Annotated in this window: 14 protein-coding genes; 4 read left to right on the top strand and 10 right to left on the bottom strand. The window is 74.1% G+C overall.

Features of this window, described 5'->3' with window-relative positions:
• Window positions 1-391: hypothetical protein (locus ACLFMI_RS26370; RefSeq protein ID WP_410950668.1), on the bottom strand; the 391-nt coding region annotated here is incomplete at its 3' end.
• Between the two features lie 268 nt (window positions 392-659).
• Between ACLFMI_RS26370 and ACLFMI_RS26365 the strand changes: the two genes are divergently transcribed.
• On the top strand, window positions 660-1,046 hold the full coding sequence (locus tag ACLFMI_RS26365) for a VOC family protein (protein ID WP_410950667.1): 387 nt from the start codon (window positions 660-662) through the stop codon (window positions 1,044-1,046).
• Between the two features lie 31 nt (window positions 1,047-1,077).
• Here ACLFMI_RS26365 and ACLFMI_RS26360 read toward each other — a convergent pair whose 3' ends face one another.
• Window positions 1,078-2,157, bottom strand: a complete 1,080-nt coding sequence (locus ACLFMI_RS26360) for an AbrB family transcriptional regulator (RefSeq protein WP_410950666.1) — start codon at window positions 2,155-2,157, stop codon at window positions 1,078-1,080.
• 154 nt (window positions 2,158-2,311) lie between these two features.
• On the opposite strand from ACLFMI_RS26360, the gene ACLFMI_RS26355 reads away from it, so the two are divergent.
• The gene (locus tag ACLFMI_RS26355; protein ID WP_410950665.1) at window positions 2,312-3,976 is read left to right on the top strand and encodes a class I adenylate-forming enzyme family protein; all 1,665 of its coding nucleotides are present in this window, start codon (window positions 2,312-2,314) and stop codon (window positions 3,974-3,976) included.
• Between the two features lie 4 nt (window positions 3,977-3,980).
• On the opposite strand, the gene ACLFMI_RS26350 is transcribed toward ACLFMI_RS26355, so the two are convergent.
• Complete coding sequence (locus tag ACLFMI_RS26350; protein ID WP_410950664.1) at window positions 3,981-4,934, bottom strand: hypothetical protein; 954 nt, start codon at window positions 4,932-4,934, stop codon at window positions 3,981-3,983.
• A 2-nt stretch (window positions 4,935-4,936) separates the two neighbouring features.
• Window positions 4,937-5,470 (bottom strand): YbhB/YbcL family Raf kinase inhibitor-like protein, encoded by a 534-nt coding sequence (locus ACLFMI_RS26345; RefSeq protein WP_410950663.1) that lies wholly within the window; start codon window positions 5,468-5,470, stop codon window positions 4,937-4,939.
• Between the two features lie 103 nt (window positions 5,471-5,573).
• Here ACLFMI_RS26345 and ACLFMI_RS26340 point away from each other — a divergent pair, with 103 nt between their 5' ends.
• Window positions 5,574-7,157 carry a Na+/H+ antiporter gene (locus ACLFMI_RS26340; protein ID WP_410950662.1) on the top strand — a complete coding sequence of 528 codons (1,584 nt, stop codon included), beginning with the start codon at window positions 5,574-5,576 and terminating at the stop codon, window positions 7,155-7,157.
• A 109-nt stretch (window positions 7,158-7,266) separates the two neighbouring features.
• On the opposite strand, the gene ACLFMI_RS26335 is transcribed toward ACLFMI_RS26340, so the two are convergent.
• The 6 genes from ACLFMI_RS26335 to ACLFMI_RS26310 form a co-directional block, all read right to left on the bottom strand.
• Window positions 7,267-8,088: a family 1 encapsulin nanocompartment shell protein gene (locus ACLFMI_RS26335; RefSeq protein ID WP_410950661.1), complete on the bottom strand. Its 822-nt coding sequence runs from the start codon at window positions 8,086-8,088 to the stop codon at window positions 7,267-7,269.
• Between the two features lie 50 nt (window positions 8,089-8,138).
• Window positions 8,139-8,720, bottom strand: coding sequence for a hemerythrin domain-containing protein (locus ACLFMI_RS26330; RefSeq protein WP_410950660.1), 582 nt, complete (start codon window positions 8,718-8,720; stop codon window positions 8,139-8,141).
• Window positions 8,721-8,900: 180 nt separating this feature from the next.
• Window positions 8,901-10,589: a formate--tetrahydrofolate ligase gene (locus ACLFMI_RS26325; protein ID WP_410950659.1), complete on the bottom strand. Its 1,689-nt coding sequence runs from the start codon at window positions 10,587-10,589 to the stop codon at window positions 8,901-8,903.
• 70 nt (window positions 10,590-10,659) lie between these two features.
• On the bottom strand, window positions 10,660-11,421 hold the full coding sequence (locus ACLFMI_RS26320; RefSeq protein ID WP_410950658.1) for an SDR family NAD(P)-dependent oxidoreductase: 762 nt from the start codon (window positions 11,419-11,421) through the stop codon (window positions 10,660-10,662).
• A 10-nt stretch (window positions 11,422-11,431) separates the two neighbouring features.
• Window positions 11,432-12,634, bottom strand: a complete 1,203-nt coding sequence (locus ACLFMI_RS26315) for a heparan-alpha-glucosaminide N-acetyltransferase domain-containing protein (protein WP_410950657.1) — start codon at window positions 12,632-12,634, stop codon at window positions 11,432-11,434.
• A 148-nt stretch (window positions 12,635-12,782) separates the two neighbouring features.
• Window positions 12,783-13,544, bottom strand: a complete 762-nt coding sequence (locus ACLFMI_RS26310; protein WP_410950656.1) for a class I SAM-dependent DNA methyltransferase — start codon at window positions 13,542-13,544, stop codon at window positions 12,783-12,785.
• Between the two features lie 229 nt (window positions 13,545-13,773).
• On the opposite strand from ACLFMI_RS26310, the gene fabG reads away from it, so the two are divergent.
• A complete protein-coding gene (gene fabG / locus ACLFMI_RS26305) occupies window positions 13,774-14,538 on the top strand; it encodes a 3-oxoacyl-ACP reductase FabG (protein ID WP_410950655.1) in 765 nt (254 codons plus the stop codon).
• Window positions 14,539-14,609 lie beyond the last annotated feature (71 nt).

The raw sequence follows: 14,609 nt of genomic DNA, 5'->3' as shown, positions 1-14,609 counted from the left end.
TGGCCTTGACCCGGTCGATCAGGCCCTGCTCGAGGGCGGCGAGTACCTGCGGTAGCGCCTGCACCAGTTCGAGGGCGAGGGCGGTTTCGGATTCTGCGGCGCGGCGGGTCCAGGACAGCGCCGCCCGTACCTCGTCGGAGCCGCAGATGTCGGCCCGGTCGCCGCGACGGACCTCCAGCGGCCCGGCGAACGGTCGCCGGCACACCACTTCGGCCAGCGCGGTGAACATCGCGGCCTGGTCGTGGGCGAGCTGGCGGGATCGGGCGATCAGGACGTCGACGATGTCATCGTTCGGCACCTGGGACAGATCCAGGCCGGCGAGCAGGGCGGACAGTTCCGGGCCGGGCGGCAACACCGCGAGCCCTTCCGGAACTGCCTGCCCGATCACCATGGTTCGAACCTACATTCGAACCCCGACAGTCATGCTGCCATCGCCGGGGAAGCCGCGTCGGGCGGAGCGGTCGGGATCGGGAGGCCCGAGTCCCTCCGCCGAGCTCGACCGTGTCCACCGGTTCGGCGGCCCGGCGACGCAGTTGGCCCGCGGCGGCAGCCGGGCCCGCGGCCGACCGGCGAGGACGAGCAGCAGCACGCGCGACTGGACAGTCCATGACCGGCGTGTGGTCGTCGGCGCGACCTGCTACCCGACCGGGAGGTCCGACATGGCCAGCACGTTCGGCGAGCTCGCGATCGACTGTGCCGATCCTGGTGGCCTCGCCCGGTTCTGGTGCGCGGTCCTCGGCTACCGGGTGGAGGACGAGGCCGACGGCATCGTCACGATCGGCCCGCCTGCGGTTCCCGAGCGCAGGGACCACCGCGGCCCGGCGCCACCCGACGCTGACGTTCGCGCACGTGCCGAAGTCGAGACCGTCAAGAACCGGCTGCACATCGACGTCAACCCGACCGACCGGGAGCAGGGCGAGGAGGTCCGTCGCCTGCTCGGCCTGGGAGCTCGGCGCGTCGACGTCGGCCAGGGCGACGAGAGCTGGGTCGTGCTCGCCGACCCGGAGGGGAACGAGTTCTGTGTCCTGGCGAGCCGGCATGCTTGATCGGAGGCCGCGCACGGCGTCGCGACGGCGGCTACCTGGCCGAGCCCGCGCCGAGCCACCGTCCCACCGCCCGGGCGATCCACGGGGCCGCCAGCAGCATCAGGATCACCCGCAGGACCTGCACGGCCACCACCGAGGTCACGTCCACACCGGACGAGATCGCCATCGCCAGCACCGCGTACACACCACCGGGGGTGGTCGCGAGGTAGCCCTCCAGCGGCGTCATCGGAGTGGACCAGGAGAGCAGCAGGCCGAGCCCGGCACAGAGCGCGACGATGGCCAGGATCAGCACGGTGGCCAGCGGCAGCACCCGCAGCACGGTCCCGAGCGTCCGCCGGGTGAACCGCAGACCGCCCTGCCAACCGATCACCGCGTACGCCAGGTGGACCAGCAGGTCCGGCACCGCCGCGTCGAACGACAGGCCGGACAGGCTGAGCACCAACGCGACCACCATCGGCCCGAGCAGCGACGGTGCCGGGACCCGGGCCAGCCGGGCCAGCGGGAGCCCGACCGCGGTGCAGACCGCGGTGACGGCGAGCCCGACCCACCACGGTGCCCCGCCGGTCGCTCCTCCGGCGCCGGGCGCGCCGGGCTGCGCACCGTACGCGACGGCGGCCACGACCGGCATCGTCGCCGTCACCAGGCCGACCCGCAGATACTGGATCACCGCGACGATCCGCTCGTCGCCACCGAGCTCGCGGCTGATCGCGACCAGACCGGACGCGCCGCCCGCGGTCTGGGCGAGCATCCCGGTCAGCGGGGTGACGCCGCGCTGCAGGCCCATGAGCAGGCCCGCGGCCATGCTGACCAGCAGCGTCCCGAGACTGATCAGCAACACCGGCACGGCCTCGGCGGCGACGGTGACGAGGGTGTCCGGGCGGGCCAGCAGCCCGATCACGATGCCGATCACGGCCTGGCCCCCGCTGGTCGCCGGCCGGGCGACCCGGGCCGGCCCGAGCCCGGACAGGGCGAGCACGGTACTGACCGCGAGCCCGGCGAACAGGGCCGGGGACGGCACGTCCAGCGCGTCCATCCCGAGCGTGCCGGCGACCGTCAGGACGGCGAGCAGGCCCCACCGCCACCAGGGGAACTCCCGTAGCTGCACCGTCACCGTCGGATCACCGTGCGAGGGTAGGCAGCGCGACACCGACGCGTCGCGCCGCGTGGCGTGAAGCGCGCCACGACGCTTACCCATGGCAACGATTCTCCGCGAGGGTCGCGCGGAATGCGTCCGGCGGGGTAGACCTCGATCAGGAGGTACGCCGATGGGAGAGCACGCCGACGAGGTCGGGCTCGGCCCGGTGATCGCCGAGCTGACGGCACCGGGCGGGGAGTTCGAGCTGGTCACCGAGGACGCCGCCGGGACGCCGGTCCGGGTCTACCGGCGCGGCCCGCACACCCTGCGAGAGCTGTGGGAGTCCACGGCCGGGTCCTGCGACCGGACCTTCACCGTCTACCAGGGCGAACGTCTGACCTACCGCGAGCATCGTTCGCTGGTGGCGGGTCTCGCGTCCGTGCTGGTCGGTCGGTTCGGGCTCCGGCCCGGCGACCGGGTGGCGATCGCGATGCGGAACCTGCCGGAGTGGCCGGTCGGGTTCTTCGCGGCGCAGCTGGCCGGGCTGGTCGCGGTCCCGCTGAACGCCTGGTGGAGCGCCGACGAGCTGGCCTGGGCGGTGACCGACTCCGGGGCCGGGGTGGTGCTGGCCGACCCGGAGCGCGCGGCGACGCTCGCCGCGGCGCCGGTGCCGGTCGTCCGGGTCCGCGGCGACGGGCCGACCCCGCCCGGGACGCTCGAGTGGTCGTCGCTGGGACTGCGCACGGACGGGCCCACCGACGTCGGCGACCTGCCCGCCCCCGGGCCGGACGACGTCGCGACGATCCTCTACACCTCCGGGACCACCGGGCGTCCGAAGGGGGCGGTCGGGACGCACCGCAACCACGTGACGAACCTGCTCAACGTGGCGATGCAGGCCCGGGCGACCGCCCTGCACGCGGGCACCGGGGACCCGGAGGGTCAGCAGGGCACGCTGCTGATGTACCCGATGTTCCACATCGCCGGGATCAACGGCCTGGTCGGCGCGGTGTTCGGGGGCTCGAAGCTGGCGACGCTGTACCGGTGGGACCCGGTTGCGGCCCGGGCGGTCGTCCGGGAGGAGCAGCTGACCCGGTCGAACGGGGTCCCGTCGACCACCGCGGAGCTGCTCGACGGCGCCGACCCGGCGGACCTCGCGTCGTTGCGGACGTTCGGGATGGGCGGCGCGCCGGTACCGCCGGAGCTGGTCACCCGGATCGACCGGGAGCTGGGGGCGGGCGCGGCGAACGGCTACGGGCTGACCGAGACGACGTCGGCGATCTGCGCGAACACCGGCCCCGACTACCGCGCCCGGCCGGACAGCGTCGGGCGGCCCGCGCCGGGTGCGGAGCTGCGGATCGCCGGGTCGGACGGCGAGCCGGTGCCGGACGGCGAGATCGGCGAGCTGTGGTTCCGCGGCCCGAATGTGGTGCGCGGCTACTGGAACGCGCCGGAGGCCGACGCCGCGGCGTTCGTCGACGGCTGGTTCCGCACCGGCGACCTGGGCCACGTCACCGACGGCTGGGTGTACGTGGTGGACCGGCTCAAGGACGTGGTGCTGCGCGGCGGTGAGAACGTCTACTCGGCGCAGGTGGAGGCGGCGATCCACGAGGTGCCGGGCGTGCTGGAGGTGGCGGTGCTCGGGGTGCCGCACCCGCGACGCGGCGAGGAGGTCGCCGCGCTGGTCCGGCTCGCCCCCGGTACGCCCCCCGACGAGGAGGCGGTCCGTGCCGCGGTCGCCGCCCGGGTCGGGGCGTTCGCGGTGCCGGCGCACCTGCGCTGGACCGACGGGCCGCTGCCGCGCACCGCGACCGGGAAGGTGCGCAAGCGGGAGCTGCGGCAGTCGTTCGGCACCTGACCGGTCAGTCCTCCCGGGCGGCGCGCAGCTTCTCCTCGGCCCGGGTGACGGCGGCATCGGCCTCCCGGGCCCGGCGGGCGGCGGTGGACGCGCTGCGCTCGGCGCCCTTGGCAGCCCGGTCCGCGTCACCGGCGGTGTCGCGGGCGCGTTCCAGCTCCTCGGCGAGCTCGTCGACGCGGCGGCGCGCCTCGTCCCGCTCGGCGGCCGCGGTGTCGGCGCGCTCGCGGGCGGAGTCGCGGTCCGCGGCGGCGTCGTCGGCGTCGGTGCGAGCCCGGTCGAGCCGTTCCTGTGCCTCGGCGACCAGCCGCTCCCGCCGGCGACGGTCCCGCTCCCGCTGTTCCTGCTCCCGGCGTCCCGCCTCGTCGCTATCGCCGGTCCGGTCGGTACCGCCGGTGGACGCCGGCTCGCCGGAACGGGTCGGCCCGTCGTCCCGGCGGGTCCCGGTATCGGGGGTGATCGGCCCGAAGCCGCTGTGCCGCTCGAAGCGCACCAGCCGGCCCGACCGCACCTGCTCGGCCAGGCCCGGGTCGGCCAGCGCGGACTCCAGCACCGACCCGACCTCGCGTTCGAGGCCGTGGTCGACCCGGTGCCCGGCGCCGCGGCCGAGCCCGGCCGCACGCCGGGCCAGCGCGTTCACGAGCCTGGTGCGCTGGGCCGAGACCTTCCGCAGGGCCGGGCCGTCGAGCGACCGCTGCGCGTCGGCGAGCGTGTCGGCCAGCGCGAGCAGGCCCTCGACGTCGTCGGGGGCGTCGGCGACCAGCAGGTTCGTCAGCCAGGCCGCCCGGGTCGGCCGCTTGAGGGCGCCGATCCGCTTGGCGGCGGCCTTGTCCCCGACCGCGCGGGCCTCCGCGACCCGGGCGTCCCGCTCGGTGACGAACTCCTCCGGCGGGACCCGGTAGAGCTCGGCCGCCACCGCGTCCGGGTCGGGCGCGGTGGCGGGACCACCGGAGGAGGGCATCGTCAGCTCAGGTTCGCGTGCGTCCCGGCCAGCACGGCCCGGCCCAGCGTGTGGCCGAAGAGGTTGAACGCCAGGAACGCCGGCGTCGAGGTCGCGGGGACGTCCAGCGACCGCACGTCCACCGCGTGCACCGCGAAGAAGTACCGGTGCGGGCCGTGCCCGGGCGGCGGCGCGGCGCCCAGGTACCGGGCCAGGCTCGCGTCGTTGGGCAGCTGCACGGCGCCGTCGGGGAGCCCGGAGCCGGCGTCGTCACCGGCCCCGGCGGGCAGCGACGTCGTCGACGCGGGGATGTTCAGCACCGCCCAGTGCCAGAACCCCGAACCGGTCGGGGCGTCCGGGTCGTAGCAGGTGACCACATAGGACTGCGTGCCCTCCGGGGCGCCGGACCAGGACAGCTGCGGGGAGACGTCCTCGCCGCCGGCACCGAAGATGCCGGACAGCTGCGGGGTGGCGAGCGTGCTGCCGTCGGTGACGTCGTCGCTGGTGAGGGTGAACGACGGGACCGGGGGCAGCTCGTCGTAGGGGTTGCGGGGCACGGTCGGTGACCTCCTCGTCTCGGGTACGGGCGGGCGCCGCCGATCCTGACACGCCGCGGAGCCCGGTGCGGGACCGGCGAGCGGCGACCGGCATCGTGTCGCCGTGGAACTGTTGCTGGTGCTGATCGGCCTGATGCTGGCCGCGGTCGTGCTGGTCGGCGTGGGGGAGCGGCTCGGGCTGCCCTGGCCCGCGCTCATGGTGGTGTTCGGGGCCGCCGTCGCCCTGGTCCCGGGGCTGCCCGACGAGTTCCGGGTCGAGCCCGACCTGATCCTGCCGCTGTTCCTGCCGCCGCTGCTCTATGCGACCGCGCAACGCACCTCCTGGGCGGTGTTCCGGGCCCGGTGGCGGACGATCGCGCTGCTCGCCGTCGCGCTCGTGCTGGTCACCGCGACCGCCGTCGCCGGCACCGCCTGGGTGCTGATCCCCGGGATCGCGCTGACCGCGGCGGTGGCGCTCGGCGCGATGGTCGCCCCGCCGGATCCGGTCGCGGTCGAGGCCGTCGCGGGGCAGGTCGCGATCCCGCGCCGGCTCATCGCGGTGCTGCAGAGCGAGGGACTGTTCAACGACGCCACCGCGCTGGTGATCTTCCAGGCGGCGGTGCTGGCGGCCGTCTCCGGCGACGAGCTGAGCCCGCTCGGGTTGGGTGTCCGGTTCGTGGCCGGTGCGGCCGGGGCGGTGCTGATCGGCCTGGGCGTGGCCTGGCTGGCGCGCACCGTGCTCGGCCGGCTGACCGACACGACCGGGCGCAGCGCCCTGACCCTGGTCCTGCCGTTCGCCACCTACCTGGCGGCCGAGGAGGTCGGTGCGTCCGGCGTGATCGCGGTCGTGGTGCTGGCCCTGCAGCTGCGGGCCGGGGCCGACGCCGACGAGGCCGCCGAGCGGCTCACCCAGTCGTCGTTGTGGAACGTGGTCGAGCTGCTGGTCACCGGCCTGGCGTTCGGCCTGATCGGGCTCGACCTGCGCCAGGTCGTGACCGCCGCCGGTGACGAGCTGCCGCGGATGCTCGGGCACGCCGCCGTCGTCTGTCTGGTGGTGGTCGGCGTCCGCACGCTCTGGATGACGGCGGCCTGGACGCTGCTGCGCCGCACCGACGACGCCGCTGCCGCGCCGCGGACCGGCCGGGAGGCCGTGCTGCTGTCCTGGTGCGGGATGCGCGGGCTCGCGACGCTGGCGCTCGCCCTGTCCATCCCGGTCACCACCGCGTCCGGTGCGCCCTTCCCGCACCGCGAGGAGATCGTGCTGGTCGCGGTGTCGGTGCTGGTGGTGACGTTGCTGCTGCCCGGGTTCACGCTGCCGGCGCTGGTCCGCGCGCTCGGGGTGGACGACGAGGCCGAGGCGGAGCGGCGCGCGGAGAAGGAGATCGTGCTGCGGGCCCGCCGGGCCGCGATGGCCACCCTGGAGTTCGAGCGGCGGGTGCAGAACCTGCCCGAGGAGGTCGGCACCCGGCTGCGGGAGCGGGTCGAACGGCTGGAGGCGGTGCTGTCCGGTGAGACGACCACCGAGGACGACCGGAACCGGGTCGTGGCGGTGCGCGAGGCCCGGGAGAAGATCACCGCGGCGCAGGCGGCGGCGCTGTCCGCGGCCCGGGGCGAGGTGCTGGCCGCGCGCCGCGAGCAGGGCGTCGACCCGCACGCCGCCGACCGGGTGCTGCGGCGGCTGGACCTGCGCACCGTGCTGCTGGACTAGGAGCGCGATCGAGGGCGCGCACCAGATCCGCACGGGTTCCCGTCGTCCACACCGGGTCCGATCCCGTGTGGACGACGTGAACCCGTGCGGATCCGGGGAACGAGCCGGGTCAGCGCACCACGACGGCGACGTCCGGCTCGGTGACCCGGAAGGTGAAGGACTCCTCCAGGTAGAGGCGGACCTCGTCGGCGTCGTGGTCGGTGTAGCCGATGGCCAGGTCCTGACCGACGTCCAGCACGAAGTCCCCACCCCGCTGGGAGACGACCAGGGCGCCGTCCAGGCCGGGGGCGCGCAGGATCTGCCCGCCCAGGATCCGGGTCAGGTGGTCGAACAGCGGGTAGCCGCCGTGCTCGGCGGACTCGGCGATGCGGGTGAACCCCTCCGGCCCGATCGCCAGCGCGAACGGCCCCTCGATGCCGTTGCGCCGCAGCACGTCGACCGCCCGGGCCATCACACCCGGGTAGCGGTCGGTGTCCTCGCCGAGGGGCACGACGTCGTACGGCGTGGAGGCCGCGATGCCCTCGATGCCGGCGTCCGGCCAGCCGTGGAACAGCGCCCGGTTCTCGATCTCGGCGGCCTCCCGGGCGGCTCGGGCCAGGTCGTCGAACTCGGGGTCCTGGGCGCCGCGCTGCAGGTCGTCGATCTCGTCCCGGGACACCGTGAACGGCACCCGGAACTCGGCCAGCGGCTGCACCACGCGCAGCCGGGTCCGCGCCCCGGGTGACGCCACCCCGGGCGGCGGGCCGTCCAGGCGCCGGGACCGCCCGGTGGCCACCGACGACGCGTTCCAGCCCGCGGTGCCGCCCCAGTCGGCCAGCCGGCGGGCGGCCAGCAGCGGGGTGAGGCGTTCGCGGGCCTCGTCGTCGATCGCGGTCCACGCGGTGGTGGGGATCGGGGCCTTGTCGCGGAGGAGGTGGTCCTGCACGGTCACGGAGAGCGTCCCTTCGGTGGTGGGTGCGCGGGTGTCGGGAGTGGACGGGGCTACTGCGGGGTGCCCTTGAGGCTGCCGATGCCGAGCCCGCCGTGTCGCGGTCCGGGCCCGTCCAGCCGGGCCTCGACGTCCTCGACGTAGGTCTCGGGGTCCTTGTCCCGGTTGTCGAGGCCCGCGGTCGTGGGGTGGGCGTCCACGAACTCGGCGAACTGCAGGCCGAGCGACTCGCGCAGCCCGGAGGCGGCGTGCTGCCGGAAGTCGGCCAGGCCCTCGTTCTCCTCCTCGGCCATGTGCTCGTCGTTGGCGCGGCGGGCGTCCCAGACACCCGCCCACCACTCCCGGGAGCCGACCGGGCTGCGCTCGGCGCGCGCCACGCCGTCCCGGATCTCGTTGTGGTCGCCGATCGCGTCGAGCGTCTCGTCCTCGGGGTTCTCGGCGTGCGCGAGCAGCTGCGGGTAGAAGATCTTCTCCTCGGCGATCGCGTGCACGTCGAGGCGCGCGGCCAGCGGGTCCCACAGCCGGGCGAGCTCCCGCGGGTCGGTGTCGGCCCGGGCCTGCAGCTCGTCGAGGGCCGCGAACTGCCGCCGGAACCAGGCGTGGTCGTCCAGGATCAGCGTCGTGATGTCGGGCACCCGGGCAGCCTAGGACGAGTTCGCCCACCCGGCTCGCCGAGTGGAGCTTGCGGAACGAGCATCGGCACCGAGTGGAGCTTGCGGAACGAGCATCGGCACCGAGTGGAGCTTGCGGAACGAGCATCGGCACCGAGTGGAGCTTGCGGAACGAGCATCGGCACCGAGTGGAGCTTGCCGGGTTCAGAACAGGCCGGCGACCTCCCCGTGCTCGTCGAGGTCGATCCGGTGCGCGGCCGGGGTGGCGCCGAGGCCCGGCATCGTGCGCATGTCGCCGCAGATCGGGTAGACGAACCCGGCCCCGACCGAGGCCCGCACCTCCCGCACCGGCAGCCGCCAGCCGGTCGGCGCGCCCTTGAGCGCCGGGTTCGAGGAGAGCGACAGGTGCGTCTTGGCGATGCAGACCGGCAGCGTCCCGAACCCGTTCGTCTCGAAGCCGTCCAGCTGCCGGGCCGCGACCGGGGTGTAGTCGACGCCGTCGGCGCCGTAGATCTGCCGGGCCACGGTCTCGATCTTGTCTCGGATCGGCATCTCGTCCGGGTAGAGCAGCCGGAACTCCGACGGCTCCGCCGCGGCCTCGGCGACCGCGTCGGCCAGGTCGGTGGCGCCGGCACCGCCGTCGGCGAAGTGCGTGCACACCGCCCAGCGCGCGCCCATCTCCTCGGCGATCGCGGCGATCGCCCGGTGCTCGGACTCGTGGTCGGTGGGGAAGGCGTTGATCGCCACCACCGGCGAGACGCCGTGCGCGCGCATGTTCTCGATCTGCTTGCGCAGGTTCGCCCCGCCGGCCAGCACGTCGTCCGGGTTCTCGGCGAGCAGGTCCTCGGGCAGCGGCTTGCCGGCGACGATCTTGTACTTGTCCGAGTGCGCCTTGAGCGCGCGCACCGTGGCGACCACGACGGCGGCGTCCGGGACCAGCCCGGAGGCCCGGCACTTGATGTTGAAGAACCGCTCGGCGCCCATGTCCGCGCCGAACCCGGCCTCGGTGATCAGGTAGTCGCCGCTCCGGATGCCGATCAGGTCCGCGACGACCGACGAGTTGCCGTGCGCGATGTTGCCGAACGGTCCGGCGTGCACCAGCGCGGGCGTTCCCTCCAGGGTCTGCAGCAGGTTCGGGGCCAGCGCGTCGCGCAGGATCGCGGCCATCGCCCCGGCGCCCCGGATCTCCTCGGCGGTGACCGGCTTGCCCTCCCCGGTGTAGCCGACCACGATCCGGCCGAGCCGGTCCCGCAGGTCGCTCAGCGAGGTCGACAGCGCCAGGATCGCCATCACCTCGCTGGCCGAGGAGATGTCGAACGACGACTCGCGCGGGATCCCGTCCATCCGCCCGCCGAGCCCGAGCACCACGTTGCGCAGCGCCCGGTCGTTGATGTCGAGCACCCGGTTCCAGGTGATCGAGTGCTGGTCCAGCCCGGCCGCGTTGCCCTGGTAGAGGTGGTTGTCCAGGACGGCGGCGAGCATGTTGTGCGCCGCGGTGACCGCGTGGAAGTCACCGGTCAGGTGCAGGTTGAGCTTCTCCATCGGCACGACCTGCGACCGTCCGCCGCCCGCCGCGCCGCCCTTGATGCCGAACGTCGGCCCCATCGAGGGCTGGCGGACGGCGATCGTGGCCTTACGGCCGGTCCGCGCCATCGCCTGGCCGAGCCCGACCGTGGTGGTGGTCTTGCCCTCGCCGAGCGGGGTCGGGGTGATCGCGGAGACGATCACGTACTTGGCCCGCGGCCGGTCGGCGAGGGTGTCGATCGCGTCGAGGCGCACCTTCGCCACGTCACGGCCGTAGGGCTCCAGCAGGTCGGGGTCCAGGCCCATGTCGGCGGCCACGTCGGCCGGTGCTCGCATCGAGACGGACTTCGCGATCTGCAGGTCGTCCACGGCGCTCCCTCATGTCGGTTGTTGCGGTGCGTGCAACGACCATAGATCGGACGGGGAAGGCCCGTCGCCCTTAGGTGATCGTCAACCCACCGTCGACCGGCACCGTCTGCCCGGTCAGGTAGGCGCCGGCGTCGGAGGCCAGGAAGACCACCGCCGCGGTGAGCTCCTCCGGATCGCCGATCCGGCCCATCGGGATCCGGGCCGCCATCCGGTCCAGGTAGCCCTCCTGGTACTGGTCGGTCATCTCCGAGGTGAAGAAGCCCGGCGCGATCGCGTTCACCCGGATTCCCTTTCGGGTGGCCCACTGCTGGGCCAGGTCCCGGGTGAGCCCGATCAGACCCGCCTTCGACGCCGAGTAGGCCGCCTGCGGGAGCTCGGCGGTGGTCAGCCCGAGCACCGAGGAGATGTTGACGATGCTCGCCCCCGGTTCCATCGCCCGCGCGCAGGCCTGCGCCATCCAGTAGCACCCGTTCAGATTCACGTCGACCACCTGGGTGAACTGCTCCGGGCTCTCCTTCAGCGCGGGGACCGCGGTGCCGACGCCGGCGTTGTTGACCAGGACGTCGATCCGGCCGAGCTCGCCGACGGCGGCATCGGCCAGCGCCTGGCAGTCCTCCGGCTTCGCGACGTCGGTGGCGACGGCGACCGCGCGCCGCCCCAGCCCCTCCACCATCGTCACGGTCTCGGCCAGCTTGTCGGCACGCCGGGCACCCAGAACCAGGTCGGCACCCGCCTCGGCCAGGCCGCGGGCGAACGCCACCCCCAGCCCGGACGAGGCACCGGTGACGACGGCGACCTTGCCGTCCAGTCGGAATCGCTCCATCACACTCACGGGAGGGAGCCTAACCGCGTGCGCGCTCCCGGGCGCCGCGCGCGCCCCCGGACAGCACCGCCTCCAGCGGGCCGCGCCACCCGGCCGCCCGCCACACCAGGCCCGCGATCAGCGCCACGACCACCTGCAGTGCGAAGCCCGGGACCGGGTCGAAGTCGTCGATCGTGTTCATGAACACGATCGACGCCGTGTAGAGGGTCAGCGTCATCGCGCCCGCCCCGGCCAGCGGGGTCAGCAGCCGGGTGACCGCGGCCGAGCGGCACACCAGCAGCATCGCGCCCAGCACCGCGGCCGACGAGCCGATCGTGGCCAGCAGGTCCAGCGGGGTCGACGAGTGCGGCGCCGCCGCGGTGAGCCACCACCAGGTCGTCGTCGGGGTGGTCCCGGACGGCGAGATGATCACGTGGTCGAGGATGCCGGGGGCGTCCCGGTCGCCGACCGGGGTGACCGCGGCGATCCGGGCCAGCCCGCCGAGCGGGCCGAGCAGCAGCGCGGAGACCGCGGTGGCGCCGGCCGCGAGCGCGGCGCCCCCACCGAGCAGCCGGGTCGCGGTGCGGGACCGGTCCATCGGCAGCCGGCCGATCGCGATCCCGGCCGCCAGGTAGGCGGTCCACGGCAGCGCCGGGTAGACGCCGGTCAGCAGCAGCTCGGTCAGCAACCCGCCCGGGTCGCTCACCAGCATGCCGAACGACGGGTTCTCCCCGGACGGTTCGGGCAGCAGCGGCCGGACCGCCTGGGACAGCACCGGCACGACCAGCGCGACCGCGAGCGCGGTGCCGGCCAGCCACCGGGAGGGCAGCCGCACCAGCGGGATCGCGATCAGGAACAGCAGGGCGTAGAAGGGCAGGATCACCGCCGCGACGTCCGAGTCGGTCCAGCCCAGGACCAGTCCGACCAGCAGCAACGCGGCCGCGCGGACCCCGAGCACCGCGGCGGCGGCGCGCCGGTCCGGTGCCGTGGCGGCTCGGCGGCGGCCGGTCATGAAGGCGATCGCGACCCCGGCGAGCACCGCGAACAGGGCCGCGGCGCGGCCGCCGACCACCAGGTAGGTGCCGTTCGGGGCGCCCGAGTCGTCGGTGACCAGCAGGGCGTGCGCGGCGATCATGCCGAGCAGCGCGATCCCGCGGGCGGCGTCCACCCCGGCGAGGCGCGGGCGGGCGGTAGCCCCGGCCCGTCCCGGCCGGGTGGGCGAGGGAGCTGCGGCGTGCGCCACGAATCCTCCTCGGGGTGGGCAGTGGCTCTCCGGTGGACCGTTGCCCGGCGCGTTGCCCGGCACACGTTCGAGTGGGCGATCCCACCGCGGCCCGCACCGGTGCGGCGCTGCATCGACGCGGGCGGGCCCGGGGCTCAGCCGGTGGGACTCAGCCGGTGTGCGGGCGGCGCTTGCGGGCCACCACGGCGCGGTAGAACAGCGGGTCGCGGGTGGTCGCGAGCCGGTGCCGGTAGACGGTGGAGCCCAGCTGTTCGAGCTCCCCGGAGTCGAGCATGGACTTGACCAGGCCGCCGAAACCGGAGGTGTCGCCGTCGCTCAGGAAGTCGTCGCGCAGGGTGAACGCGACGAAACCGTCCACCGCGACCATGTCGAACGCGACCCGGAACGCCTCCGGCGGGATGTCGCCGAAGCCGAGCGCGGCCACGCAGGTCAGCGCGTCGAAGCCGCCGGAGGCGATCGAGGCGGACTCGTCGCCGTCCAGGGCGGTGAGGTCGACCACGTGGTAGTCGGCGTAGGTGCCCGGGCGGTCACGCTCGGCGGCCACCCGGGCCTCCGGGATGATGTCGACGCCGACGACCTTCCCGATGCGGCGTTCCCGCAGCTCCTCGGCGACGATGCCGTTCCCGGCCCCGACGTCGAGCACCCGCAGCCCGGCCGGGTCGACGCGCTCGGCGGACAGCTGCTCGGCCAGCAGGTCGCACACCACGGCGGGCGAGCAGCACTGCAGGACGTCGTAGAAGAGCTTCTCGTAGAGTCCCGGGATCGTGTAGAGCCGGTCGTAGTCGTGGAACCGGTACTCGGTCCAGCCGGTCCCGGTGTCCACGACGCAGTACTCGACGTCCTGCTCGTAGGACTCGGTGGGCTCCGGCAGTGCGAGCCGGAAGGGTGGTTCGGAACGCTCGACGGCCATGGAAGGCCTTCCTGGTCGGGAACGGAACACTGCGACGTTAGTTGCTCGGATGCCCCTCGATGCGGCATTCCACGTCCGGGGTGAGCAACACCGCACCGATCGGCGCCCACCGGCCGGTCCGGAGTGACACGATCGACTGCGGCGGCGTCGCCGGCTCGAGCGGGCGATGCTGTGCCGCACCGGGACGGGTGTCCCGGGCGAACCACACCGGATGCACGCGAGGAGAGACATGACCCCGAGCCAGCAGCAGCGCACCGCGATCGTCACCGGGGGAGCGCGCGGCATCGGCGCCGCGACCGCGATCCGGCTCGCGGCGGACGGGCACAAGGTTGCCGTGCTCGACCTGGAGGAGTCGGCCGCGAAGGCGACCGTCGAGACGATCGAGCAGAACGGTGGCACCGCCGCGGCGTTCGGCGCCGACGTGTCCGACAGCGCGGCCGTCGAGCAGGCCGTCGCCGTGGTCACGGAGAAGCTGGGCGCCCCGACGATCCTGATCAACAACGCCGGCATCACCAAGGACAACCTGCTGTTCAAGATGACCGACGGCGACTGGGACGCCGTGATGGGCGTGCACCTCAAGGGGGCGTTCCTGATGACCCGCGCGGTGCAGAAGCACATGGTCGAGGCGCAGTGGGGCCGGGTGGTGAACCTGTCGTCGACCTCGGCGCTGGGCAACCGCGGCCAGGCGAACTACTCGACCGCCAAGGCCGGCCTGCAGGGCTTCACCAAAACGCTGGCCATCGAGCTGGGCAAGTTCGGCGTGACCGCGAACTGCATCGCACCCGGCTTCATCGCCTCGGAGATGACCAAGGCGACGGCCGAGCGGCTCGGCGTGGACTGGGAGGAGTTCAAGACCGCCCGCGCCAAGGACATCCCGGTGCAGCGCGCGGGTGCGGTCGAGGACATCGCGCAGACCGTGTCGTTCTTCGCCGACGAGCGGTCCTCGTTCGTCAGCGGCCAGATCATCTACGTGGCCGGCGGCCCGAAGGCCTGATGAAGGTAGGTCCCGAGATGCGCCCTGAGATGCGCGGGGACGTCGCGGCGGCCGGTCCGGTGTCCCCGGAC

This window comes from Pseudonocardia nantongensis, from assembly GCF_046546495.1.
Taxonomy (GTDB): domain Bacteria; phylum Actinomycetota; class Actinomycetes; order Mycobacteriales; family Pseudonocardiaceae; genus Pseudonocardia; species Pseudonocardia nantongensis.
The sequence above is the reverse complement of the archived record's forward strand: the minus strand, read 5'-3'. Positions and strand labels throughout refer to the sequence as shown.